The 24,785-nt window shown below is 72.4% G+C and carries 22 protein-coding genes; 11 read left to right on the top strand and 11 right to left on the bottom strand.

The features are described from left to right. The first annotated feature begins 7 nt into the window (after nucleotides 1-7). The 4 genes from OHA86_RS01250 to OHA86_RS01265 all read left to right on the top strand — a co-directional run bounded on the left by OHA86_RS01250 (nucleotide 8) and on the right by OHA86_RS01265 (nucleotide 4,475). On the top strand, nucleotides 8-1,057 hold the full coding sequence (locus tag OHA86_RS01250; protein WP_329182150.1) for an LLM class flavin-dependent oxidoreductase: 1,050 nt from the start codon (nucleotides 8-10) through the stop codon (nucleotides 1,055-1,057). Nucleotides 1,058-1,124: 67 nt separating this feature from the next. Further along, on the top strand, nucleotides 1,125-2,126 hold the full coding sequence (locus tag OHA86_RS01255; protein WP_443071956.1) for a sulfurtransferase: 1,002 nt from the start codon (nucleotides 1,125-1,127) through the stop codon (nucleotides 2,124-2,126). Then, nucleotides 2,123-3,013: an LLM class flavin-dependent oxidoreductase gene (locus OHA86_RS01260; RefSeq protein WP_329171647.1), complete on the top strand. Its 891-nt coding sequence runs from the start codon at nucleotides 2,123-2,125 to the stop codon at nucleotides 3,011-3,013. The genes OHA86_RS01255 and OHA86_RS01260 overlap by 4 nt, the downstream gene beginning before the upstream one ends. Before the next feature lie 43 nt (nucleotides 3,014-3,056). Next, on the top strand, nucleotides 3,057-4,475 hold the full coding sequence (locus OHA86_RS01265) for an MFS transporter (protein WP_329171649.1): 1,419 nt from the start codon (nucleotides 3,057-3,059) through the stop codon (nucleotides 4,473-4,475). A 164-nt stretch (nucleotides 4,476-4,639) separates the two neighbouring features. Here the strand turns inward: OHA86_RS01265 and OHA86_RS01270 are convergent, their stop codons facing one another. The 9 genes from OHA86_RS01270 to OHA86_RS01310 form a co-directional block, all read right to left on the bottom strand. Further along, entirely contained in the window at nucleotides 4,640-6,460 is a 1,821-nt protein-coding gene (locus OHA86_RS01270) for an ABC transporter ATP-binding protein (protein WP_329171651.1), read from the bottom strand. Continuing rightward, complete coding sequence (locus OHA86_RS01275; protein WP_329171653.1) at nucleotides 6,457-7,344, bottom strand: ABC transporter permease; 888 nt, start codon at nucleotides 7,342-7,344, stop codon at nucleotides 6,457-6,459. The genes OHA86_RS01270 and OHA86_RS01275 overlap by 4 nt, the downstream gene beginning before the upstream one ends. Then, nucleotides 7,341-8,291: an ABC transporter permease gene (locus tag OHA86_RS01280; RefSeq protein ID WP_329171655.1), complete on the bottom strand. Its 951-nt coding sequence runs from the start codon at nucleotides 8,289-8,291 to the stop codon at nucleotides 7,341-7,343. Before OHA86_RS01280 ends, OHA86_RS01275 begins: the two co-directional genes overlap by 4 nt. Nucleotide 8,292: 1 nt before the next feature. Continuing rightward, nucleotides 8,293-9,966 carry an ABC transporter substrate-binding protein gene (locus tag OHA86_RS01285; protein ID WP_329171657.1) on the bottom strand — a complete coding sequence of 558 codons (1,674 nt, stop codon included), beginning with the start codon at nucleotides 9,964-9,966 and terminating at the stop codon, nucleotides 8,293-8,295. A 68-nt stretch (nucleotides 9,967-10,034) separates the two neighbouring features. Continuing rightward, nucleotides 10,035-10,949: an LLM class flavin-dependent oxidoreductase gene (locus OHA86_RS01290; RefSeq protein WP_329171658.1), complete on the bottom strand. Its 915-nt coding sequence runs from the start codon at nucleotides 10,947-10,949 to the stop codon at nucleotides 10,035-10,037. Between the two features lie 379 nt (nucleotides 10,950-11,328). Beyond that, complete coding sequence (locus OHA86_RS01295; RefSeq protein ID WP_329171660.1) at nucleotides 11,329-12,258, bottom strand: NADP-dependent oxidoreductase; 930 nt, start codon at nucleotides 12,256-12,258, stop codon at nucleotides 11,329-11,331. A 262-nt stretch (nucleotides 12,259-12,520) separates the two neighbouring features. Next, entirely contained in the window at nucleotides 12,521-13,591 is a 1,071-nt protein-coding gene (locus tag OHA86_RS01300; RefSeq protein ID WP_329171662.1) for a PucR family transcriptional regulator, read from the bottom strand. A gap of 24 nt (nucleotides 13,592-13,615) precedes the next feature. Continuing rightward, nucleotides 13,616-14,821, bottom strand: a complete 1,206-nt coding sequence (locus OHA86_RS01305) for a cation:proton antiporter (protein WP_443071957.1) — start codon at nucleotides 14,819-14,821, stop codon at nucleotides 13,616-13,618. A gap of 24 nt (nucleotides 14,822-14,845) precedes the next feature. Continuing rightward, nucleotides 14,846-15,331 carry a cation:proton antiporter regulatory subunit gene (locus OHA86_RS01310; protein WP_329171666.1) on the bottom strand — a complete coding sequence of 162 codons (486 nt, stop codon included), beginning with the start codon at nucleotides 15,329-15,331 and terminating at the stop codon, nucleotides 14,846-14,848. A 633-nt stretch (nucleotides 15,332-15,964) separates the two neighbouring features. Between OHA86_RS01310 and OHA86_RS01315 the strand changes: the two genes are divergently transcribed. The 7 genes from OHA86_RS01315 to OHA86_RS01340 all read left to right on the top strand — a co-directional run bounded on the left by OHA86_RS01315 (nucleotide 15,965) and on the right by OHA86_RS01340 (nucleotide 22,253). After that, nucleotides 15,965-17,272, top strand: coding sequence for an MFS transporter (locus tag OHA86_RS01315; protein ID WP_329171668.1), 1,308 nt, complete (start codon nucleotides 15,965-15,967; stop codon nucleotides 17,270-17,272). A 148-nt stretch (nucleotides 17,273-17,420) separates the two neighbouring features. Beyond that, complete coding sequence (locus OHA86_RS01320; protein ID WP_329171670.1) at nucleotides 17,421-18,386, top strand: serine/threonine-protein kinase; 966 nt, start codon at nucleotides 17,421-17,423, stop codon at nucleotides 18,384-18,386. A gap of 123 nt (nucleotides 18,387-18,509) precedes the next feature. Further along, nucleotides 18,510-19,160, top strand: coding sequence for a CatB-related O-acetyltransferase (locus OHA86_RS01325; RefSeq protein WP_329171672.1), 651 nt, complete (start codon nucleotides 18,510-18,512; stop codon nucleotides 19,158-19,160). Nucleotides 19,161-19,262: 102 nt separating this feature from the next. Beyond that, nucleotides 19,263-20,132, top strand: a complete 870-nt coding sequence (locus OHA86_RS01330) for an IS5 family transposase (RefSeq protein ID WP_329171674.1) — start codon at nucleotides 19,263-19,265, stop codon at nucleotides 20,130-20,132. A gap of 75 nt (nucleotides 20,133-20,207) precedes the next feature. After that, a complete protein-coding gene (locus tag OHA86_RS01335) occupies nucleotides 20,208-20,573 on the top strand; it encodes a hypothetical protein (RefSeq protein ID WP_329171676.1) in 366 nt (121 codons plus the stop codon). A 7-nt stretch (nucleotides 20,574-20,580) separates the two neighbouring features. Next, nucleotides 20,581-20,916, top strand: coding sequence for a transposase domain-containing protein (locus tag OHA86_RS35975; RefSeq protein WP_443071607.1), 336 nt, complete (start codon nucleotides 20,581-20,583; stop codon nucleotides 20,914-20,916). A gap of 242 nt (nucleotides 20,917-21,158) precedes the next feature. Then, nucleotides 21,159-22,253: an eCIS core domain-containing protein gene (locus tag OHA86_RS01340; RefSeq protein WP_443071608.1), complete on the top strand. Its 1,095-nt coding sequence runs from the start codon at nucleotides 21,159-21,161 to the stop codon at nucleotides 22,251-22,253. A 110-nt stretch (nucleotides 22,254-22,363) separates the two neighbouring features. On the opposite strand, the gene OHA86_RS01345 is transcribed toward OHA86_RS01340, so the two are convergent. Together OHA86_RS01345 and OHA86_RS01350 are read right to left on the bottom strand one after the other, a co-directional pair. Beyond that, nucleotides 22,364-23,698, bottom strand: a complete 1,335-nt coding sequence (locus OHA86_RS01345; RefSeq protein WP_329171677.1) for an IS4 family transposase — start codon at nucleotides 23,696-23,698, stop codon at nucleotides 22,364-22,366. Nucleotides 23,699-23,815: 117 nt separating this feature from the next. Continuing rightward, nucleotides 23,816-24,772, bottom strand: a complete 957-nt coding sequence (locus OHA86_RS01350; protein WP_329171679.1) for a TIGR03557 family F420-dependent LLM class oxidoreductase — start codon at nucleotides 24,770-24,772, stop codon at nucleotides 23,816-23,818. Nucleotides 24,773-24,785: the final 13 nt, after the last annotated feature.

Raw genomic sequence — 24,785 nt, forward strand, 5'->3', positions numbered from 1 at the left:
CGTGACGATGGACATCGGCACCATCACTTTCGGCACCCTACTGAACGACCCCTTCACCGGGCACCGGCTCACCCAGCGAGAACGGCTGGCGGAGGTCGTCGCCGGCGCCGTCCTCGCCGAGGAGCTCGGCTACTCGTGGTACGCGGTCGGCGAGCACCACTTCGGCGAACGCGACGTCATCTCCGCCCCGCCGGTCGTGCTCGCCGCCGTCGCCGAGCGCACCTCGACGATCACCCTGGCCACCGGCACCACCCTGGTGGCCAACCGGGACCCGGTCCTGCTCGCCGAGGACTACGCGACCCTCGACCTGCTCTCCGACGGCCGGCTGCAGATCATCGCGGGGGCCTCGTTCTTCGAGGAGCCGTACGCCGTCTTCGACCAGACGCTGGAGAGCCGGCCCGCCCGCAAGCGGGAGAATCTGGAGCTGCTGCTCCAGCTGTGGACCGAGGAGCGGGTGACCTGGTCGGGCCGATTCCGCCCGGCGCTGCACGAGGTGCGGGTCCAGCCGCGGCTGCTGCAACCGCGTCCGCCGGTATGGGTCAGCGGCGGCTCCAAGCCGGACTCCGTCCACCTCGCGGTCGACCTCGGCCTGCCGATGGTGATCGGCACCACCGCCCGGCCGCCGGAGAGCCACGCGCCGGTCTTCGACCTCTACCGCCGGCTGTGGGCCGAGCGCGGCCGCCCGGCCGGGCTCGCGCGCACCGGTGCGGCCAGCCATGTCTTCGTCGCGGACACCACCGCGCGGGCCAGGGAGGTCTGGCGGGAGTATTACGGCAACTACTTCGCGGGCGCGAAGCTGCCGGCCGGCGCGCGCAAGGGTCCCTTCGACTTCGACGCCCTCGTCGGCCCGGGATCGGCGATCTGCGGCAGCCCGGCGGAGGTCGTCGACAAACTCGGCCGGCTGCACGACCTGTGGGGGCACGATCTGCACCTGCTGTCGATCGACATCGGCGGCATACCGCACGGCACCGTGGCGCACGCCATGGAGCTGGTCGCGGCCGAGGTGATCCCGCAGGTGGCCGGGCTGGGCGGCAGGGGGGCGACCGCCGGTGTCTGAGCCGGAACTCCCCGCACGACCGGTGCCGGCGCCCGGTCTCCCCGCGCAGCCTCCGTCCGCCCCCGGCCTGCCCGCGCAGCCTCCGTCCGCCCCCGGCCCCGCTGCCCCAGCCGGCCCAGCCTCCGGGCCGGAACTCCCCGCGCGGCTCCCGCCGGTCGTCGGTCCCGGCTGGGTCGCGGCGCACCTGGACGAGCTGGTGCTCGCCGACGTCCGCTGGTATCTCGACGGGCGCTCAGGTCACCGCGCCTACCTGGCCGGGCATCTGCCGGGCGCGGTCTGGGTCGACGTCGACACCGACCTGTCCGCGCCGCCCAGCACCGCCGGCGGACGCCATCCGCTGCCCGAGCCCGAGGAGTTCGCCCGTCGGCTGGGCCGGCTCGGTATCGCCGACGACGACACCGTGGTGGCGTACGACGACCGGGGCGGCGGGTTCGCCGCGCGACTGGTGTGGCTGCTGCGCCGCCTCGGCCGGCCGGCCGCGCTGCTGGACGGCGGTCTGGCCGGCTGGACCGGGCCGCGGGCCACCGGCCAGGTGGAACGCCCAGCGGTGGTGCGCGAGCCGCGGGCCTGGCCGCCCGACCTGCTGCGGACCGCCGACGACACGCAGGCAGCGGCGGCCTCGCCCTCCTCCGCCGTCCTCGACTCCCGTGCGGCGGGCCGCTATTCGGGCGCCGACGCCCTGCCGGGCGAGACCCGGCTCGGCCATGTGCCCGGGGCGCTCAGCGCGCCCTGGACGGCCAATCTGGCCGCCGACGGCAGATTCCTCTCCCCCGGCGAACTGCGGTCGAGGTTCGCGGAGTTGGGCGTGGCCGAGGCCGACGAGGTCATCGTCCACTGCGGTTCAGGCGTCACCGCCTGCCACAACCTGCTCGCCCTGGAGTACGCGGGGCTGCCCGGCGCGACCCTCTTCGTCGGCTCCTGGTCGGCCTGGTCCGCGGACGGCTCGCGCCCTGTCGTGACCGGTGACCTGCCCGCCGGCGCGCAGCCGGACGTACCGGACGGCGTACCAGCGGAGGAGAACGGCCATCCGCCCGCGGGCGTACCGGCGGAACAGGACGGCACTCCGTGAGCGGCATCCACGGACAGCACCTCGGCTTCGGCATCGTCTCCGGTTTCACGGTCACCGACCCGGACGACCTGGTGGCCGAGGCGCGGCACGCCGAGGCCCTGGGCTTCGACACCTTCGCCCTCAGCGACCATCTGCACGGCGTCCGCCCGTCCTGGGAGCCGTGGACCGCGCTGACCTGGGTGGCCGCGGCGACGGAGCGGATCCACGTCGCAACCGACGTCCTCGGTCTGCCCTACCGCTCCCCCGCCGTGCTGGCGAAGACGGCGGAGACGCTCGACCGGCTCTCCCGGGGCCGGCTGGTGCTCGGCCTCGGCAGCGGCGGTCACGACGCCGAATTCAGCGCCTTCGGACTGCGCGTGCGGTCCCCCGGGCAGCAGGTCGCGGCCCTCGGGGAGGCGGTACGGGTGATCCGCGGGCTGTGGAACCAGGACGCGCTGACGATGGACGGGGAGCACTTCCAGGTCACGCAGGCCCGGATCACGCCGCGGCCCGCGCACCGGATCCCGGTCTGGCTCGGCACGTACGGTCCGCGCGCGCTCGCGCTCACCGGGGCGGTCGCCGACGGCTGGCTCCCCTCGATGCAGCGGATGGACCTCCCGCAGGCGCGGGCCATGCGGACCCGGGTGCGGGCGGCGGCCGAGGCCGCCGGGCGCGACCCGGACTCGATCACCTGCGCCTGCAACGTCCAGGTGCTCTTCGACGACACACGCGCTCCGACCGGCCGGCTGGTCACGGGCGGTTCCCAGGCGATCGCCGAACAGCTGCTCGCCGTCGTCCGGGCCGGCTTCACCTTCCCCCAGCTCTTCGGGCTGGGGGAGGCCGACGCCCGCGAGCGCTTCGCGACCGAGGTGATCCCGCTGGTACGGCGTGAGTTCGCCCGTGTCTGACGGCCCGACCGACAGCACGACCCCACCGACGAAGGAACGGAACATGGCACAGAAGTGGTGGACCCTGACGGCGGTTGTCGCCGGGGTGTTCATGCTGGTCCTCGACATCACGATCGTGAACGTCGCCCTGCCCGCCATCGGGCAGGACTTCCACTCATCGCTGTCCGACCTGCAGTGGGTGATCGACGCCTACGCGCTGGCCCTGGCGGCCGGGCTGCTGACGGCGGGTTCGCTGGCGGACCTGTGGGGCCGGCGTCGGCTCTACGCGGTCGGTACGGCGGTCTTCACCGCGGGCTCGCTGCTGTGCGCCCTGGCGACCGGCCCGCTCTTCCTCTCGCTGGCCCGCACCGGGCAGGGCGTCGGCGGGGCGATCGTCTGGGCCACCTCGCTGGCCCTGCTCAGCGACGCCTTCCAGGGGCGCGAGCGCGGGGTCGCCTTCGGCATCTACGGCGGTGTCCTGGGCATCGCCGTCGCGGTGGGACCGGTCCTGGGCGGGGCGCTCACCAGCGGCCTGAGCTGGCGCTGGATCTTCTGGGTCAATGTGCCGATCGGCATCGCGGTGGCGGTGGCGACCCTCACCAAGCTCAGGGAGTCGCGCAACCCGGCCGCGTCCCGCCCCGACTGGCTGGGCTTCGTCACCTTCAGCGCCGCGCTGGCCCTGCTGGTCTACGGTCTGATCAGCGCGGGTGACGGCTGGTCGCAGCCGAAGGTCTACGGCACGCTGATCGGCGCCGCGGTGCTGCTCGCGGTGTTCCTCGTGCTGGAGGCCGTGCAGCAGCACCCGATGCTGGACCTCAGCCTGTTCCGCAAGCCGACCTTCAACGGCGGGCTGGTGGCCGCCGTCGGGCTCAACGGGTCCATCTACACGCTGATCACCTATCTGGTCCTCTACCTCCAGCAGCACCTGGGCTTCTCCCCCGCGCAGACCGGCGTGCGGCTGCTGGTGCTGACCGGGGCGATGTTCGTGTCCTCGACCGTGGCGGGGCGGCTGAGCACCGCCGTCCCGGTGCGGCTGATGATCAGCGCGGGCTTCGTACTGATCGCGGCGGGGATCGCCCTGATGACCGGGGTGAGCGACACCTCGTCCTGGACGCATCTGCTGCCCGGCATGGTCGTCGCCGGGATCGGCGCCGGCATGGTCACCGTGCCGCTCGCCTCGACCGCCGTGGGGGTGGTCGCCCCCGCGCAGGCCGGCACCGCCTCGGGGATCAACGCCACCGCCCGGCAGGTCGGCCTGGCGACCGGGATCGCGGCGCTGGGCACGGTCTTCACCAGCAGGTCCGCGACGTCGGGCTTCGCCGACGGCCTCAACGAGATCCTGTGGATCGGGGCGGCGGTGGCCCTGGCCGCGGCGGTGCTCAGCGCCGTTCTGATCCGCCAGCGGGACTTCGTGTCGCCGGCGGCGGCTCCGGCGGCGGGCAAGGAAGCGCCCGCGGCCGTGGCGGACGCCGAGGCCCGCTGAGGCTCCCGCCTCAGGATGCGGAGAGGGTGCGCGGCACGCGGAGAGCCCTGGTGGCGGCGGGAGGTTCCCGCCGCCACCAGGGCTTCAACCGTCCGCCGGAGTCGGCCGGTTCAGCCGGTTCAGCCGGTCCAGCCGGTCCAGCCGGTCCAGCCGGTCCAGCCGGTTCAGCCGGTGACCCGGGCGTCCCGGCCGTGCGGGGTGGGGACGGCGGCGAGCAGTTCGCGCGTGTAGTCGTGCGCGGGGCGGGCGAAGACCTCCTCGACCGGGCCGGTCTCCACGATGCGCCCGTCCTTCATGACGGCGACGCGGTCGCTCACGTGGTGCACCACCCCCAGGTCGTGCGAGATGAACAGCAGCGCGACGCCCAGGTCGTGCCGGAGGTCGGCGAGCAGGTCCAGGATCTGCGCCTGCACCGAGACGTCCAGCGCGGACACCGGCTCGTCGCAGACGATCAGATCAGGGGCCGGGGCCAGTGCCCTGGCGATGGCGACCCGCTGGCGCTGGCCGCCGGACAGTTCGGCGGGTCGCCGGTCCAGCACGTTCGGGGGCAGCCCGACCCGGTCCAGCAGGTCGATCACCCGGGCCTCGCGCTCGCGGCGTCCGCGTACTCCGGCCAGGGCCAGCGCCTCGCCGATCACCCTGACGACCGGGTAGCGGGGGTCGAAGGAGCCGAGCGGGTCCTGCTGCACCGCCTGGATACGGGACCGCAGCACCCGGCGCCGGCGCTCGGGCTCCGAGCTCCACGGGCGGCCCGCGAAGGTCACCAGGCCGGAGTCGGGCGCCAGCAGCCCCAGGACGATCCGGGCGGCCGTGGTCTTCCCGGACCCCGACTCGCCGACCAGGCCGAGGGTTTCGCCCGCGTGCAGCCGGAAGGAGACCTCGTCCACCGCCTGGTGGGCGGCGCCGTCCGGGCCGCGGAAGCGCTTCGCGATGCGGTCGGCCTCCAGGACGACAGCCGGGGCCTTTCCGGGCGACGGCGCCCGGACCGCGACCCGCGGCCGGCTCCCGGTTGCTGCCTCCGGGACCTCCGCGGCCTGCTCGCCGAGCGGGTGCCGGCACAGGGCGCCGAGGTCGTCCGGCGCGGCCGGCAGGGTCAGGCACCGCTCGTCGGCGGCGGCGCAGCGGTGGAGGTACGGGCAGGCGTCGGGTCCCGCCGCGGGCAGGGGCGGACGGGCCGGGCCTGCCGAGACGGCGGCGGACAGCCGGCTGCCCCGGGTCCGGGTGCCGGGTACGGCGTCCAGCAAGGCCCGGGTGTAGGGGTGGCGGGGCCGTTCCAGGACCCGGGCGGTGGGGCCGCTCTCCACGATCCGGCCGCCGTACATCACCGCGACCCGGTCGGCCAGCCGGCTCACCACCGACAGGTCGTGGCTGATCAGCAGCAGTGCGGTGCCCCGGCGGCGCAGTCCGTCCAGCAGGCCGAGGATCTGAGCCTGGACGGAGACGTCCAGGGCGGTGGTGGGCTCGTCGGCGATGAGCAGGTCGGGGCCGGCCGCGATGGCGGAGGCGATCAGGGCGCGCTGCCGCAGGCCGCCGGAGAGCTGGTGCGGGTACTGGGCGGCGCGGCGGTCGGGCTCGGGTATCCCCACGTCCGCCAGCAGTTCGCGCACCCGCCCGGGGATCTGCGGGCGCGGCACCGTGCGGTGGACCCGCAGCGGTTCCGCGACCTCGGCCCGTACCGTACGCAGCGGGTCGAGCGAGGCCAGCGCGTCCTGGAGGACCAGCCCGATCCGGCGGCCCCGCAGCGTACGCCACTGGGACTCGCTCTGTGCGGTCAGGTCGCGGTCCGCGAAGGTCAGCGCGCCCGCGGTGACCCGGGCGCGGTCGCCGACCAGGCCGACCAGGGCGCGGGCCGTGACGCTCTTGCCCGAGCCCGACTCGCCGACGACGGCCAGGCACTCGCCCCGGTCCAGGCCGAAGGAGACGTCGCGCACGGCGTGCAGGGGGCCGAAGCGGACGTCGAGGCCGTCCACGGTCAGCAGGGTCATCGGTTGGTCCTTCTGGTGAACCGCCGCTGTGCGCGGCGTCCGACCGTGTTGACGGTCAGTGCGGTGAGCGCGATGGCCGCGCCGGGGAAGGTGCCCAGCCACCACGCGGTCTGGAGGAAGTCGCGGCCCTCGGAGAGCATCGCTCCCCACTCCGGGGTGGGCGGCTGCGGGCCCAGGCCGAGGAAGCTCAGGCCCGAGGCGGCGATCAGCGAGCCGCCGAAGCCCACGGTGGCCAGCACCAGCATCGGGCCGAGCGCGTTGGGCACGATGTGGCGCACGACCAGCAGCGGTCGCGGCAGCCCGAGCCCGACCGCCGCCTCGACGTAGCCGGAGCGGCGGATCACCAGGGTCTCGGCGCGGACGATCCTGGCGTAGCCGGGGGCGAAGGCAACGGCGATGGCGATCATGACGTTGGGGGTGCCGCTGCCCAGCACGGCGACGGCCAGCAGCGCCAGCAGGATCGGCGGCAGCGACAGCAGGACGTCGGCGGCCCGCATCAGCGCCTGGTCGGCGATCCGGCCGCCGAGGGCCGCGGCCAGTCCCAGGAGCGTCCCCGAGACCACCGCCAGCAGCGTGGAGCCCGCTCCCAGCAGCAGCGAGAGGCGGGCGCCGTGGACCACGCGGGTGAAGACGTCGCGGCCGAGCTGGTCGGTGCCGAACCAGTGCGCGCCGCTCGGTCCGCGCAGCGCCTCGGTCGCGTTGACGTCGGTCGGGGAGGCGCCGCTGAACAGGCCGGGGTCGAGCGCCGCGAGCAGGACCAGGGCGAGCGCCAGGGCGGCGACGGCCAGCGGCAGCAGACCGAGCCGTCCGGCCCGGTCCCTCCGCTCCCGGCGGGGCGGCGCTTCCGGCGCCGCCAGGGGGGCGAGGGTGTCGAGCGGGGTCATCCGGTCACCGGGTCCGTTCTCAAACGAGGGTCGATGGCCAGGTACAGCAGGTCCACCAGCGTCGAGACCAGCACGAACACCAGGGCGGACAGCAGCACCAGGCCGATGACCAGGGGCATGTCCTTGTTGGTGGTGGCCTGGAGCATCAGCGCGCCGATGCCGGGGCGGCCGAACACCGTCTCCACCAGGACCGCCCCGCCCAGCAGCGAACCGGCCAGCCAGCCGGTCAGGGTCACCAGCGGCAGTGCCGCGTGCCGCAGCGCGTGCCGCAGCCGTACCGCCGTCACGCTCAGCCCCCGGGACCGGGCGGTGACGGTGAACGGCTGCTCCAGCGCGGCCTCCAGGCCCTCCCGCAGCACCTGCGCCAGGACGCCGGCCATCGGCAGGGCGAGCGTCAGCGCGGGCAGCACCAGGGCGCCGAGGCCCTGGTCGCCGGTGACGGGGAAGATCCGCAGCCGGAAGGAGAACGCGGTCAGCAGCAGGATGCCGATCCAGTACGAGGGGGTGGAGACGGTCAGCAGCTCGACCAGTGAGGCGACGGCCCGCAGCGCGGGGCGCCGCCCGGCCGTCGCCACGGCGACCGCGAGCGCGAAGACCAGGGCGAACAGCAGCGCGGCCAGGGCCAGTTGCACGGTCGGCCAGAGCTGCCCGCGGATCAGCGACAGGACGGGCTGCTGGCTCTGGTAGGACTCCCCCAGGTCGCCCTGGAGCAGATGGCCCAGGTAGCGCGGATACTGCTGCCACACCGGCCGGCCGAGGCCGAAGTGGGCGGTGATCTGCGCGCGGACGGCCGGGGACGCGGAGCTGAAGGGGCCCAGCATGACCGTCACCGGGTCGCCGGGGATGAGTTGCAGCGCCGCGAAGGCCACGGTGGCGGCGCCGAGCAGGACGGCCGCAGCCGCCGCCAGTTTCCTGGCGGCGGTGCGGGCGATGTCGGAGGCGGTCACGTCACTTACCGAGCCAGGTGTCGTGGAATTCCAGCCAGGTGTTGGCGTCAGAGGTCAGCCCGTGCACCCGGGTGGAGGCCCCGACCAGCGCGGAGCCGACGTACAGCGGCACGCTCAGGGCGAGGTCGTTCACGGCGCGCTGCTGGACCTTGGCGTAGACGGCGGCGCGGGCGGCCGGGTCCAGGGTGGTCAGGCCCTGCTCGGTCCAGGTGTCCAGGTCGGCGTCCTTGTAGAAGGTGCCGTTGGCGCCGCCCTTGCTCGGCGGCTCCGCGCTGTTGAAGTACAGCCGCAGCACGTCGGGGTCGGCCCTGGACCAGGAGTAGTCGGACACGTCGTCCTGGCCGCCGAAGAGCTGTTTGACGAAGGTCCCGACGTCCTGGCGGGGGCGTTGGACCCGTATGCCGATCTTCTTCAGGTCGGCCTGGACGGCCTGGCCGAGGATGTCGTGCTGCTGGGTGACCAGGTTCTGCGGCATCAGCGGCCAGACGACGTTGAGCACCGCGCCGTTCTTGGTGCGGTATCCGTCGGAGTCGCGGCCGGTCCAGCCTGCCTGGTCGAGCAGCTGGTTCGCCTTCGCGGGGTCGTAGGCCAGGGTGTTGTCGAGGGCCTTGGTGTAGCCCGGCGTCGCCGGGGACAGGGTGGTCCAGGCGCGCTGGTAGGCGCCGAAGTAGACGCTCTTGACGTCGGCGTCCACATTGATGCCGCGCTGGAAGGCCCGCCGCACCGCAAGGTCGTCGAAGGGCGCCCTGGAGGTGTTGAGCACCAGGCTGTAGACGGCCCCGGGCGACTGCTCGCTGAGCACCTGGAGCGTGGGCTCGGCCTTCAGGGACTTCAGGTCGGCGGGCGGTACGGACTTGGCGACCTGGATCTGGCCGCTGCGCAGCGCGCCGATCCGTACCGAGTCCTGGGACAGGAAGCGGAAGGTGAGCTTGTCCAGATAGGCAGGCCCTTGGTGGTCGGCGGCCTTCGGTGCCCAGTTGTAGTCCGGGTTCCGGGTCATGACCGCGCTCTGGCCCTTGGTGTAGCCGGAGAAGACGAACGGTCCCGTGCCGACGTCGGCCGGGCCGCCGGCGCCGAGCTTCGAGCCGTACCTGGTGATCGCGGCGGGTGAGTAGAAGCCGAGGTAGGGGGTGCTGGCGGCCTGGAGGAAGGGTGCGAAGGGCTTGGCGAAGGAGACGACGACGGTCGCCGGGTCGACGACCTTGGTCCCGGTGTAGGGGCCGAGCAGCCCGGAGGCGTACTGCGACTTGGTCGCGGGGTCGACGATCCGGTCGAAGTTCGCCTTCACGGCCTGCGCGTCGAAGCGGGTCCCGTCGGTGAACTTCACGTCGGTGCGCAGGTGGAAGGTGTACGTGCGCAGGTCGCCCGACACCTGCCAGGAGGTGGCCAGCCAGGGCTGGAAGCCGCCGCCCTCGGGGTCCTGGTAGACCAGCGAGTCGAAGACGTTGCGCTGGATGGAGCCGGTGACGTCCTGCTGGGAGACGGCGATGTCCCAGGAGATCGGCTCGGTGTCCACGGCGTAGGTCAGCGAACCGCCGTGGACCGGCTCGGCCTTGCTGCCGCCCGCGGTGGACGTGCCCGCGGACGTGTCCCCGGACGAGCAGCCGGCGAGGAGCACGGCGGGGACGACGGCGGCGGCGAGAAGTGCGGTGTGTCTGCGCCCGTTTCTGGGCATGGTGGCTCTCCGATGGGTGTACTGGTGCTGGATGTGACAGAGATGGTGACCGAGGTGGTGACGGGGGGTCAGGCCTTGGCGACGGCCTCGCGGACGGCGGGGACGATCTCCTCGGCCCAGCGGCCGAGCACGATGTCCTGGGGCGTGTCGTCGGTGCTGAAGTGGATGAAGCCGGCCGCGCGGTGGTCGAGTACGGCGCCGGTGAGTTCGTCCGTCCACTGCTGGACCGAGCCGCCGATCCAGCGGCCGGTGTCGTCCCTGACCTGGGCCAGCGGCCGGTCGGTGATCCGGCCCGGGAGGTTGTGGACGGTCACGATGTCGGCCGGGTCGCGGCCGGCTTCCGCGGCGGCTGCGTCGATGAGCGGGCGGGAGTCCCGGTGGAGCGCGCTGAGCCAGTCCGAGGCGTGGCCGGGGATCCAGCCGTCGGCCAGCTGCCCGGTGACGGCCAGTGACTTCGGCCCGAGCGAACCGGTCCAGACCGGCGGCGCCGGGACCGCGGCCGGCTCGATGCCCGCCACCTGGTAGAACTCGCCCTCGAAGGTGACCGGTCCGCCGCCGCCGGACAGGGCCCTGACCAGGGTGATCGACTCCGCCAGGGCGCGGACCGCAGCCGCCGGGCCGAGCCGCGGGCGTCCGAGCTTCACGATCTCGTCCCAGAAGCCGCCGGCTCCGGCGCCGAAGACGATCCGGCCGTCCGACAGCGCGGACAGCGTGGTCAGCGTGGTCAGCGTGCGGGCCAGGACCGGGGCGGGCCGGCTCGGCAGGTTGGTCACATTGGCGATGCCGGCGATACCGGACGTCGCACCGAGGACGACCCCCAAGGTGGCGTAGGCGTCGAGCCGGTGGCCGTAGTAGGGGTGGTCGGACAGGGAGAAGAGGTCGAGTCCCGCGCGGTCCGCCGCGACGGCGAGCCGCAGGATCTCCTTGGCTCTGGCGGCCTCGGTTCCCGGGGCGAATCCGAACAGTGTCTTTCGTGCCGGCATCGCCGCGCACTCCTTTCGGTGGGGCCGGTGGTCAGTTCGTGGCGGGGCGGGGGCGGTCGGCGCGGGGGACGTCGGGATCGCTGCGGGCAGGCGGGGGGAAGGGCATGGCGCGGTTCCTCCGGAGCAGGCACGGGTGCGGGCGGAGACAGGGGAAGGGGACAAGGGGGCACAGGAAGGGGACAGCGGAAGGCCGCAGCGGGATGCGGCACGGCAGGCCGGGAGCGGGCGCGGGAATGCCGCGGGCGACGAGCCGTCAGGGCAGCCCGCAGCGCTCCGCGGACGACGTGGCGGGTCCGTCCGCCGCTCCTGGGGGAAGTCAGGAACGACGGTTCAGACGAGGTCGCCGGAAGTGGTCAGCGCCGGCATCGCGGCGTCGCGGTCACGGCCGACATCGCGGCATCTCGATCACGACCTTGCCGCGGGCGTGGCCGGTCTCCACCGCGCGCACCGCCTGCGCGGCCCGCGCGAAGGGGAAGACCTGGGTGACGTACGGGTCGAGGGCGCCGTCGAGGACCAGCCGGATCACGGCGTCCAGCACTCCGGGGCCGCGGGCGGGGGCCACCGGGGCTCCGCCGAACGCGGCAACGCTCCCGCGGTCCGCCGCGCTGACAAGTTTCGTCCCGTCCGGGAGCAGGGCCGCGCATTCCCGCAGGGTGTCGCCGCCGACCAGGTCGAGGACGCCGTCGACACCTTCCGGAAGGGCCGCGCGCACCCGCTCTGCGAGGCCCGGTCCCGGCTCGACGTACCGCACGCCCAGGGATGCGGCGAACGCCTTCTTGGCCGCGCCCGCCGTGCCCGCCACCCGCAGTCCCGCGTGTCGGGCGATCTGCGCGGCGGCCACGCCGACACCGCCGCCGACACCGGTGACCAGCACGGTCGCGCCGGGCGGGAGCGCCAGCTGGCGGATCCCCGCGAAGGCGGTGGCGGCGGCGATCGGCAGGGTCGCCGCGTCGGTCCAGGAGATCGCGGCGGGCTTGTGGACCGCCGAGGCGGCGGACAGCACCGCGTACTCGGCGTACCCGCCGGTCAGCGGGCCGCCCAGGACGGCGTCCCCGACGCGGAATCCGCCGGTCCCCGCGCCCAGCTTCTCGACCGTCCCCGACACCTCGCCGCCCATCGTGGCCGGCAGCCGCACCTCGGGCGCACCCGGCGGCCGCAAGCCCGAACGGCGCTTCCAGTCGACCGGGTTGACCCCGGCGGCGCGCACGGCGACCAGGAGTTCTCCGGCGCCCGGGACAGGGCACGCCACGTCGGCGAACCCCGCTACCTCGGGTCCTCCGAATCGCTCGAAGACGTAAGCCCTGGGCATCTCAGCTCCCGCACACCATCCGGCCGGTATTTGCCATACAGGTTGCACTTTACCCCCACGCCCGGGTGGATCCGCAAGCACGAAACCGGCGCGGGCGGGAGTGGGCGCACGGGAACGAGGGCCCGCGCCCCTCGGCGGGAGCGGTGCGCGATGCCGCGGCCACCGCCCCGCGACCAGGGCGCCGGCCTGCTGACCGGCCACTACGGGGCCTGCTTCACCGTGTCCGCGAAGGCCGCGGCGCGGCTCCCGGGTGCGTACCGGGTCAGCCGGTGGCGGGTGCGGGTTCCGGTGCCGGCCAGCCGAGCAGGCGGGCGCCGAGGGTCGCCGTCTGGAGGGTGTAGCGGTGCTGCGGGTCGACGGGGCTGAAACCGGTGAGCGTGTGGATCCGCCCCAGCCGGTAGGTCAGCGCGCGCACGCTCAGCGACAGGCGGCGGGCGGTTTCGGCGGCCACGCAGCCCGTACCGAAGTAGGCGGCGAGCGTGTCGATGTACGGCCGCGCGCCCCCGCGTGCCTGGAGCAGCGGGCCGAAGGTGGCGTGCACCAGGTCCACGAGCGCCTGCCGGTCGCGCAGGACGACGGTGTAGACCAGCATGTCGGACGCGCGCAGCAGCGGTTCGGCGATCCCGATGCGCTGGGCGACGTCGAGCGCGCTCAGGGCCTCTTCGTAGCTGTGGACGATACCGCCGAGCCCCGGCCGGGGCCGGCTGATGACCGCGCGGGCGCCGTCCGCCGCCGCATGGGCCCGCGCGGCGAAGTAGGCCAGGACGTCGTCCTGGTCGCCCGGCGCGATGCACACCATGCGGCCCTGGTGGGTGGTGAAGAGGACCCGGCGCCGCTCGAAGCGGGCGAAGAGGTCGCTCTCCACCGCCCTGGGCCGGGGGTCGGCGGCCTCGTGGAGGTCCGGCCCTTCCGCCACCGCGACCGCGTAGGACCGGGACATCCGCAGCCCGAACCGCTCGGCCCGCTCGGCCAGGTGCCCCAGGTCACCGGGGCTGTGCAGGAGGTCCTCGATGAACGCGCGCCGCGCGGCCTCCTCCCGGCGGACGACGAGCCGCTGCTCGCGCTCGTACCCCTCGGCGAAGGCGTCGAAGGCCTGCGCGGCGGCGGCCAGTACGGTGTCCGGGGCCGCCGCGGCCGGAAAGGTGATCCGCTCCGCCGCGAGGTGCTCGCGTACGAGCACGCGCCATCCGTAGCCCGCGACGGCCGCTCGGGCGCCCAGCGCCCGCTGGGACAGCAGCTCCTCCCGGGTGAGGCGGCGGCCGGTGGTGGTGACCGTGGCCAGGATCCGGGTGTAACCGTCGAGGAATTCCCTGGGGATCTCCGTATCGGCCATGTCCTGCCTCCGGTGTCCGTTGCGTCACGTGCGCGGGGCGGTCGCGTCCACCGGTTCCGGCGCGGGGGCCGGCGGCGCCGCGGGGGCGGGGCGGCGGACGAGCCGGGTGAGCCCGCCGGCGGCGGGTTCGGTCCAGCGGGCGGTGAGCGGACCGAGGATGACGAGGATCAGCACGTACGCGGTGGCCAGCGGGCCGATCCGGGGTTCGACGCCGACCGCGAGGCCCGCGATGACGATGGAGAATTCGCCGCGCGCGACCAGCGTTCCGCCTGCCCGCCAGCGGCCCGCGGTCTTGATGCCGGCCCGCCGTGCCGCGTACCAGCCGGTGGCGATCTTCGTCAGCATGGTGACGACGGCCAGGATCAGCGCGGGGACCAGGACGGGCGGGATGTCGGCCGGGACGGTGCTCAGCCCGAAGAAGACGAAGAAGACGGCGGCGAACAGGTCGCGCAGCGGGGTGAGGAGGCTGCGGGCGCCTTCGGCGACCTCGCCGGACAGGGCGATGCCGACCAGGAAGGCGCCCACCGCGGCGGAGACCTGGAGTTCCTGCGCGACACCGGCCACGAGGAGCGTCAGGCCGAGGACGACCAGAAGCAGCATCTCGGCGCTGTCGGAGGAAACCGCGCGGCTGATCAGACGGCCGTGGCGCAGGGCGACGTAGAGGACGACGCCGACCGTGCCCAGCGAGATCAACAGGGTGAGGGTGCCGCCGGCCAGGCTGACGCCCGCGAGGAGCGCGCTGAGGATCGGCAGGTAGACGGCCATGGAGAGGTCTTCCAGGACCAGGACACCGAGGATGAGGGGTGTCTCGCGGTTGCCGAGCCGGCCCAGGTCGCCGAGCACCTTGGCGATCACCCCCGAGGAGGAGATCCAGGTGACTCCGGCCAGGGCGACGGCGGCGACGGGCCCCCAGCCCAGCAGGAAGGCGGCGACGGCGCCCGGCACGGCGTTGAGCACGAAGTCGACCACGCCGGACGGATACTGCGTCTTGAGGTTCGTGACGAGTTCCGAGGCGCTGTATTCCAGGCCGAGCAGGAGGAGCAGCAGGACGACGCCGATCTCCGCGCCGGTGGCGACGAATTCCTCGCTGGCGTGCAGCGGGATCAGTCCGCCCTTGCCGAAGGCGAGTCCGGCGAGGAGGTAGAGCGGGATCGGCGAGAAGCCGACACGTCCCGCGAGGCGGCCGAGGATGCCGAGGGCGAGGATGATCGCGCCGAGTTCGATGAGCATGTCGGAAGCGCTGTGCACTGGCTTCTATCCTCCCGTGATCAGCTCGGCGACGGCGCCGACGCCTTCGCGTGTGCCGACGACCACGAGGGTGTCGCCGACCGCGAGGCGGAAGTCGGGTGCGGGTGAGGGTTCTGCGGACGTCCGCCGGAGCACGGCGACGATGGAGGCGCCGGTGCGGCTACGCGCCTGCGTCGCGCCGAGCGTCCGCCCGGCGTAGGGCGACCGCTTGGTGACCGGGATGTGCTCGGTGACGAGGTCGATCTCCAGGTGCTGCTGGAGGTGCCGCACCGGGTCGGGCGTCAGCAGCTTGGCGAGCGCGGTGGCCTCGTGGGGCGCGAGCGAGGTCGCGTCCTTGCAGCTGTCGTCGTCCACCGGATCGTGGAAGGCCAGAAACCTCCGGCCGTCCTGGTGGACGACGAGCGACAGATGCCGTCCGGACTCGGTCTTCATGTCGTAGCGGGCGCCGACCCCTGGGAGGGGAGTCATACGGGCGTGAGCGGTCTGCTCCATGGGCGTGCTCCATCTGGACGCGGTTGGGGGAATTACCGACCGGTCGCAGGTGTCAGCGGCACGCGGAAGCCGTGGCAGGCATGCCCGCGATGGTCGGTGTCATATGACCCGGCGCAAAGGCGCGCTGCGGTGTTCCTGCCCCGGCCCCCCTCGGGAGCCCGGCATCGTCAGCAGTCGCGCGCGGCAGGGCCGTCCGTATCCGGTACGGCGTCCCGGGCCGCGTTGTCCACCCGCGCAGCCTGAGGAACATACGGCGGCACCGCCCGGAGGACCGCGGGTGCGCCCGCGGGGAGGAGAAAGTCCTGGCCCATGGCGTGCCCACCCCCTCTTCCGTACGTACGCGACCGCCGCTTCCCCACGTCCGCGAGGGGATGTCCACCCCGGGTCAACGTAAGGACTTGGTAAAAACTATACCATGTAACGAAAGCAGCATAACCGCCATACAGGGCGATTACGGCGGCTGACGCCTCCGGGTCAGGTGGTGCGGAGCCCGGGGGCGGGCGGCGCCGCCGCGGCCCCGGAGGCCGCTCCACCGGGAGTACGCGCGCCTCCTCGCGGGAAGGTACTCCGGCAGTCATGCAGGCGGCCGGAGGGATGAGTCGCGCAGTGGAATCCGCGAGCGCCGGAGCGCCTGTGCGGCGTGCACGCCGCAAGGAGGCCCGGGGCCTCGTCCGGTACTTCCTGGCCGCGCTGCTCGTCCGCGGCGCCGACAGCGGGGCGACGGTGGGCATCGTCCTGCTCGCCCTGGACACCAGCCGCCACGCGGGAGGCGGGGCGGCGGCCGGCGGACTCCTGGCGGCGGCGCTGACCGCCCCGCACCTGTTCGGCCCGTGGCTGGCGCACCGGCTCGACCGCGCGCGGGACAGCCGGCGGCTGCTCGCGGGCGCGTTCGTCCTCTACGCCGTCGCGCTCGCCTGCACCGCCCTGTCGGTGGGCCGGGTCCCGCTCGGGGTGTCGCTGTGCACGACAGCCGTCGCCGGATGCTGCGGCCCGCTGCTCACCGGCGGGCTGAGCAGCCGGCTGGCCGCCCTCGCCGGGGCGGGCGAACGAGCGCAGCGCCGCGCGCAGGGCTGGGACGCCATGACCTACGGGCTCGGCGGCACCCTCGGTCCGGCCCTGGTGGCGGGCGCGGCGGCGCTCACCGGGCCGCGGGAGGCGCTCCTCGCGCTGTGCGTCGCCGCCGCCGGCGCGGCGGGCATCACCATCACCCTCCCGCACGACCGCCCCGACGGCCGGAGCACCGCACCGACGCCCAGCGTCCGGGAGGGCATCTCCCTCCTCTTCCGCCACCCGGCGCTGCGCCGCGTCACCATCCTCACCCTGGTCTCGGCGCTGGAACTGGGCGCGCTCCCCGTCATCGCCACCACCTACGGGCCGCACCTCGCGCATCACGCGGCGGCCGGGGCGGTGCTGACCACGGCCCTCGGCCTCGGCAGCCTGGCCGGCTCGCTCCTGGTGACGGCAGTGCCGCTGCGCGGCGATCCCGAGGTCTGGGCGCGGCGGCTGTTCGCCCTGCTGGCCGGCACCACCGTGCTGGCCGCGTGCGCGCCCACGTACGGCACCGCGCTGGCCGGCTTCGTCCTGGTCGGGGTGGCGAACGCGCTGTCCTTCACCTCGACCCTGGCCTCGCGGTCGGCCTACGCCCCGCCCGGAGCGCGGGCGCAGGTCTTCGTCACCAGCGCGGGCCTGAAAGTCGCGCTGACCTCGGTCGGAACAGCCGCCACGGGCGCCGCCGCCGGGCTGGGCGGGCGCACCCTGCTGCTGCTGGCCGCGGGCGCCACGACGCTGGCCGTGCTGCTCGCCCTCGCCGACCAACTGGCCACGTCCCGCCGCCCGTTGGCCTCGCCCCAGGTGGCCGGCCGGCGGGCGCGGGGCGGCCCGCGCCCTGTAGAGTCGGCGTCGCCACCGGCCGCCGAGGTCCGCCCCGACCGCGGCGCCTGACCGGGTGGTTTCGAACCGGCGCGCGATACATCGCACACCACTGCCATACCTGCCGCCGGACGGGGAACGCGCGCAGTGCCGGCACCGCGGCGCCGGCGTCACAGGCGACCGAGGAGGGACCTTCGTGCTGCTCGCGGAACGGTACCGAATGGACGAACCGCTGGGGCACGGCGCGATGGGACAGGTCTGGCGGGCGCACGACGAGCTTCTGCACCGCGACCTCGCGGTGAAGGTCCTGCCGTCCGCCGCGTCGGACGAGGTGGCCCGCGAGCGCTTCCGCGTGGAGGCCAGGGCCGCGGCACGGATCGGCGACCCGCATGTCGTCACCGTCTACGACTACGAGGTCGACGACAACGCGGCATATCTGATCATGGAGTTGGTGGACGGCCTGAACCTGGCGGAGGAACTCGCCGCCCACGGCCCCATGGCCCCGGCCCGGATCGCCGACATCGGCGCCCAGGTGGGCCGCGGACTGGCAGCCGCCCACCAGCACGGCGTGGTCCACCGCGACATCAAGCCCGCCAACCTGCTCGTGGCGCAGGACGGAACCGTCAAGATCGCCGACTTCGGCATAGCGCGTCTGCTGGACGACTCCGCGGTCGCCCTGACCCTCACCGGGCAGGTGCTGGGCACCAGCCTGTACCTCGCCCCCGAACGCGTACTCGGCCGGGCCGCCGGGCCCGCGAGCGACATCTACGCACTCGGCTGCGTCCTGTACGAACTCCTCACCGGGCGGCCGCCGTTCACCGAGGACAGCGCGCTGGCGGCGCTGCGCCGGCATGTCGAGACGCCGCCCGTCGCGCCGAGCGAGCTGCGTGCCGGGATACCGCCCGGCGTCGAGCACTTCCTGCTGGAGATGCTGGCCAAGGATCCGGCGCGGCGTCCGGCTGCCGCCGAGGTGGCGTCCTGGTACGGCTCCGGCGCCTGGGGGCCGGCCGAGCCGGCGCCCGTGGCGGAACCCGTGGCCGAGCCCGCGGCGGAGGCGGCATCCGTACCGGAGCACCAGCACACCGCCCACGCGGCCCGGGGACACTGGTGGGGCCTGGCCCGGCGGCGGGCGCGTTCGATGGTCGGGCAGGTGGGAGCGGAGCCGCTGGCGGCCCTCCCGGAGTAGGACAGCGGGACCCGGCGCGCCCGTGGCGGCCCGCCCCGCGCCGTAAAACCGGTGTCGCGCCCTGCGCGGTGCTGTGATCATGGGACGGGCCGCTGCCGCCGAGGCCACGAGGAACCGCCCGCCATGCCTGTACCCGCCGACCCGACGGTGCTCCATCCGATGCCCGGACAGCCCCGGGTGGTGCTGCTCAGGCCGCTGGTGACGTCCCCGCTGATCGAGGTCGGGGAGTATTCCTACTACGACGACCCGGACGATCCGACCGCGTTCGAGACGCGCAACGTGCTCTACCACTACGGGCCGGAAAAACTGGTCATCGGCAGGTTCTGCGCGCTGGGCACGGGCGTGCGGTTCCTCATGAACGGCGCCAACCACCGGATGGACGGCCCCTCGACCTTCCCCTTCCCCACCATGGGCGGCTCGTGGTCCGAGCACTTCGACCTGCTCGCCGGGCTGCCGAACCGGGGTGACACCGTCGTCGGCCACGACGTGTGGTTCGGCTACGGCACGACGGTGATGCCGGGCGTGCGGATCGGACACGGCGCGATCATCGGCGCCGGCTCCGTGGTCACCTCGGACGTGCCCGACTACGGGATCGTCGGCGGCAATCCGGCCCGGCTCATCCGCACCCGCCACAGCGCCGGGGACGTCGCCCGGCTGCTGGCGGTGGCCTGGTGGGACTGGCCCGCGGAGCACATCACCGAGCATGTGCGGACGATCATGTCGGGCAGCGTCACCGACCTGGAAGCCGCCGCCCCGGCCACTCCTCGCGCCTGACGCCCCGCCGCAGAGAGCGCCGCACCGGGCGACGACGGGCCCTGCTAGGGCCTGTTTTGGAAGCGGCTCCGGAGTCGTGTTCGTTGCTGTGATGATCTCGGTGTGGGGCGTGGGGATCTTTCGGATGGCCAGTGGGCTGTGTTGGAGCCGTTGTTGCCGGTCGCGGGGGTGGGGCGGCCAGCGGTAGGTCAGCGGCGGCTGATCAACGGGATTCGCTGGCGGGTGCGGACCGGTACGCCTTGGCGGGACATTCCGCCGGAGTACGGGCCGTGGCAGACGGTCTACGGCCTCTTCCGCCGCTGGCAGCGCGAGGGCGTCTGGGCGATGCTGCTGACCGGGCTGCAGGCCCGGGCTGACGCTTCCGGGCTGATCATCTGGGAAGTCAACGTCGACTCCACGGTTTGCCGGGCCCACCAGCACGCCGCTGGTGCCCGCCGCGACGGGCGCTGCCAGAAGGAACCTCCCGGTGGTGCCCGGGCCGAGCCCGAAGATCACGCGCTCGGCCGCTCCCGGGGCGGCTTCACCACGAAGATCCACTTAGCGTGCGAGCAGGGACAACGCCCGCTGGCCTTGCTGGTCACTGCCGGACAAGACGGGGACAGCCCACAGTTCATCCCGGTCCTGGAATCGATACGGGTGCCGAGGACCGGGCCCGGGCGCCCGCGGATGAAACCGGTGCGCGTGCGGGGCGACAAGGCGTATTCATCTCGCGCGAACAGGGCCTACCTGCGCAGACGCGGGATTCGTTGCACGATCGCGGAACCGGCTGACCAGGTCGCGCACCGGAAGCGGCGAGGAAGTTCGGGAGGCCGTCCTCCGAGTTTCGACCGCGAGGACTACAAGGCCCGCCACGCGATCGAGTGCGGAATCAACCGTCTGAAGAGGAACCGGGCGGTCGCCACCCGGTTCGACAAGCTCGCGGTCCGCTTCGGGGCCACCGTCCACATCGCTGCGATCTACGAGTGGCTGTGACCCGTCCGGGCCGGCCACCCCGCGTGCCATGCTGGCCTGGCACCGCTGGGAGCGTCGCACAAGGAGAGATGTTCGGTGGCCGCTATGTATTACTGCGCCGACAGCGAGAACGGCGACCACATCGACGACCCGTCCGAGGACGCGCTGTTCGAGTTGCTCAGCGACCTCAACGACACCGACAACGCTTTCGTTGTCATCCAGCCCGACCAGGACGAACCGGTCTGGTTCGCCTCCGTCGCGGTCCTGGAGGACGGCGGTTACGAGGTTGTCCGTCGAGACACATCAGGCCGCGAACGCGACGTCCGCGTCGAGGCCAGCCTCAGCCGGATCGCGAACGACCTCACCACCTGGATGGCCGCCCGGCACTTCGCCGAGCGGCCAACCAATGCCGTTGCTTGCATGCTGCACGCTCTCGTGTCCTCGCGGGGCACCGGTCGTTGAAGTGGGCATGCATCCATGGGTGGGATTATCGGATGAGGTCCGGCTCGGGTTGCTTACCGGGTGGATCGTTCCTGAACTGGTGGACGAGGTACTGGCCGCGTGTGGTCGGCAGGGCGTCAAGTCCCGTGCCCTGACGGGCCCGTTCATGGTATACTTCGTACTTACTCTGGCACCCAGGCGGCCGGCTCCGGTCGAACCCACCACGGCCCGGCGACTGACCGGGGTTTGGTCCCGCCGGGGTTGTTCCCCCGGCGGGACCACGCGCTCGTCCCATTCGCGGCACGTCGCATCCACGAGCGCCGCCACGGCGGCCGGGTCGCCCGCGCGCCACGACGGGAAGTGATCCGCCCAGGCGAGGGCATCCGCATCCTGCCAGTCCGACTCCATCAGCCGCACCGCCGTGTACGCCACATCCACCGATGCGGGCCCGGCGCGCCACGGTTCTGGCGAGCAGGCACGGGCACGCCTCGGGGACTCTCCGGATATCACCGCTGCCTCCGCAACGGCCGAACGGACCTACCCAGAGGCTTGTGAGCGCGTGTATCCAAGAAGGGCCGTTCACGCTACGTCCCGGGAGGCCCACGGATGCACTCACGCGAGAACGGCACTGCCCGCAGCAAGCGGGACGAAAGCCGGGCCGCCAAGGATGACGCACCCCGGCCGCTGCTCGGCCTCCAGGGCACCGTCGGCAACGCGGCCGTCGTACAGATGCTCCGGCGTTCCGGGCGCCTGCCCGAAGGTGCTGACGTCCAGCGCTCCACTGTCCACGATGTCCTCCGCGCCCCGGGTCGCCCCTTAGATGTCAGCACCCGTACTGACATGGAGGGCCGGCTCGGCGCCGATTTCACCGACGTGCGCCTGCACACGGGCCCCGCTGCGCAAGCCTCCGCAGCCCAGATCGGCGCCCGCGCCTACACCTCCGGCAGTCACATCGTCATTGGGGCGGGCGGTAGCGACCATCACACCCTCGCGCACGAACTTTTTCATGTCATCCAGCAGCGCAGCGGACCGGTGAGCGGGACCGACAACGGCGACGGGCTCAGAATCAGCGACCCTTCCGACCGGTACGAACGGGCAGCCGAAGATGCCGCGTTACACGCTTGGGGCGGCCGGAGCGTAAGCAATAACGGAAACGCCATCGAATCGAGCACTGGCAAGATTTCATTGCAATCAGCCTATGTGCAGCGCACCCACTATCCTCACGGCGAAACCGTGGACGCCGACCCTAGGTATGCAGTTATCTTGAGGGCGCACTTAAACGGCTCCCCCATCGGAACCTTTACGAGCGAGACAACGCCCTACTCTCGCGGCAACCACGCTGAAGATCAGTTGATTGATGAAATCGAAGCAAGCATTGGCCAACCATGGGGGCACCGCTCTGTGCGAGAAGCATTACTCCAGAGGCCAGACGGCAATCACGCCCTGTCCATCAGCCTCACTCACAGTCCTTGCTCTAGTAGGTACAGGACCAACACGAAGCCGGATCGCGCAGACGGATGCACCGAGCGACTCCGAGGATTGGCTATCGGAGGAATTGGCGGACATCGATTCATCATCGCCATCAGAGCCGAACGCTTGTATAAGCCAAGAATTCAAGGCATAGACACAACCGCAGCCTCGCGGGCAGCAAATGATTACATGAGAAGCGCTGGAATTGACGTCCGAGTGGACGGTGAGTAGAGTCGATGATGCACTCTCTCGGTCCCACCACTGCATCTTCGGGCGGCACTTGAGGCAGAGGGCGGACGACTTGATCCCGTTGTCGCAATGCCGTTGCTTCAGCTACTGAATTATCGCGGCGTAAGGGTGATCACTTTCTTTGGGACTCGTCGTGTGGGGGTTCTGACCTGGTCTTTCCTGCGGACGGTGTACTGCGAGATCGGACGGCGTGTGTAGCGGTCCGCCGTGCGTAGCCGCCGGAGACCGTTGTCGAGCTTGCGCATGACTTTCGTGGTCATGCGTTTCATGAACTGCCGCAGTTGGCGGGAGGAACGGCCTGCCTGGAGGACTACGCTGCGCCGTGTGTGCTTGAGGACCTTGACGAACGAGATCCGGTCGGGGTCCAGACCCTCGCCGTCGGCCAGCCGCATGATGATCCGGTTCAGACAGTGGTGGAGGGCCAGGTGGGCCCAGATCTCCTGGCGTATCAGTTCCGGTGATACCGACCGCAGCACCTCGGCTTTGCCGCGCTGGAAGGTTTTCAGCTGCCGGTAGGCGGATTCGACCTCCCAGCGCTCGTGATACAGAGCCGCCAGCTCTGCGGCGGGCCCGGCCTCGGGGTCGAGCAGGTCGGTCAGCAGCCTGATGGTCTCGCCGTCGTCGACCTGGTAGTCGATCACCCGCACGGTCACCCCACCCGGATGGGAACGCCGCTGACCGGCAAGATTCATCCGGGTCAGGTAGGTCCCGTCAGGCAGCACCTCCGTGGGCTTCGCGGCGGCGAAGGTACGGGCTCTGATCAACAAATGGGCGCCGGCCTGCGTATATGCCTTCCACAGCGCGACGCCTGGGAAGCCCCGGTCCATGATCACCAGCATGTCGGCGGCGCTGTCGGCCATCTGCGCTGCCAGCGCGGGCTCGCCGCCACCGCCCTTGAAGCTGCCTATCCGTGCGTCGATTGTCGCGTGCGTGTCGGTCTCGGTCAGCGTCACCACCCTGGCCTGCGGGAACCCGATGGCCCGACCGGCACCGTCCACCCGCCCGCCGAAAGCGGCACGTGTCGCATCGTTCTCCGGCACGTCCAGCAAGAACCCGTCGACCGCGGCAACCCTCATCCCGTGCCAGAATGCCGCCTCGAGTGAGAGAGGAGCAATCGCACCCGCCACCCGGCGGAACACTCCCTCCAGCGGCGCGGCCCCGAGTTGCTGCCGAGCCCTGGTGAATGACGACTTGTTCGGGACCGACTGATCCATTTCGCCCAGGGTCCCGACCAGGTTCTCCGCGACATCGTCGTAGGAGTCCTGCTGGAAGAGCGCCAGAGCAAGCACGAAGTACACCATGAACGGGCCCGTCAGGGCACGGGACTTGACGCCCTGCCGACCACACGCGGCCAGTACCTCGTCCACCAGTTCAGGAACGATCCACCCGGTAAGCAACCCGAGCCGGACCTCATCCGATAATCCCACCCATGGATGCATGCCCACTTCAACGACCGGTGCCCCGTGAGGACACGAGAGCGTGCAGCATGCAAGCAACGGCATTGAGCGGCCTACTCCACATGTCAGCACCTTCCAAAACAGGCCCTAGGCGCGCAGGCCGGGCAGGACCTCGGTGCGGTAGAAGTCGAAGAACTGCTTCTGGTCGGGGCCGATCTGGTTGACGTAGACCTCGTCGAAGCCGGCCTTCGCGTAGGCGCCGACCGCGTCGAGGTGGTCGGCGGCCTTGTCGCCGCAGGTGAGCGCGTCGGCGATCATCTGCTCGGTGACCAGGGTGGAGGCCTGCTCGAAGTGCGCCGGGGTGGGGAGCAGCTGGGCGAGTTCACCCGGGAGCTGCTCGTTCGGCCACAGGCGGTGCGCGGTCTTGACCGCCCGATCCCTGTCGGTGTCCCAGCAGACCTTCAGGCCGCCGATGACCGGCTTGCTTCCGCCGCCGGCCCGGCGGAACCGCTCGACCAGGTCCGTGTCGGGCCGCATCGTGACGAAGCCGTCGCCGATGCGGCCGGCCAGCGCCGCGGCCTGCGGCCCGAAGCCGGAGAGGTAGAGCGGCGCGGGCTCCTCCGGGACGGTGTAGAGGCGGGCGTTCTCGACCCGGTAATGGGTTCCCCGGTGGCTCACGCGCTCACCCGTGAAGAGCTTCCTGATCACCTCGACGGCCTCTTCGAGCATCTCCAGGCGTTCGGGCGCCTCCGGCCACGGGTCGCCGAGGATGTGCTCGTTGAGGGCCTCGCCGCTGCCCAGCCCGAAGCGGAACCGCCCGCCGGTCAGGACCGCGGCCGTGGCGGCGGCCTGCGCGTTGACCGCCGGGTGCAGGCGGACCGTCGGACAGGTGACCAGGGTGGTGACGGGCAGTGGGGTGACCTGGGAGAGCGCCCCGATCATGGACCACACGAACGAGGCCTGGCCCTGCTGGTCGTTCCACGGGTGGAAGTGGTCGGAGATCGCCAGCGCCTCGAATCCGGCCTGTTCCGCCATCCGGGCCTGGTCCAGCAGTTCCGCCGGGGTGAATTCCTCGGAGGAGAGGAAATATCCGTAAGTGGTCATGACGGTCCTTCCC

The organism is Streptomyces sp. NBC_01477, assembly GCF_036227245.1.
Classification (GTDB): Bacteria; Actinomycetota; Actinomycetes; order Streptomycetales; family Streptomycetaceae; genus Actinacidiphila.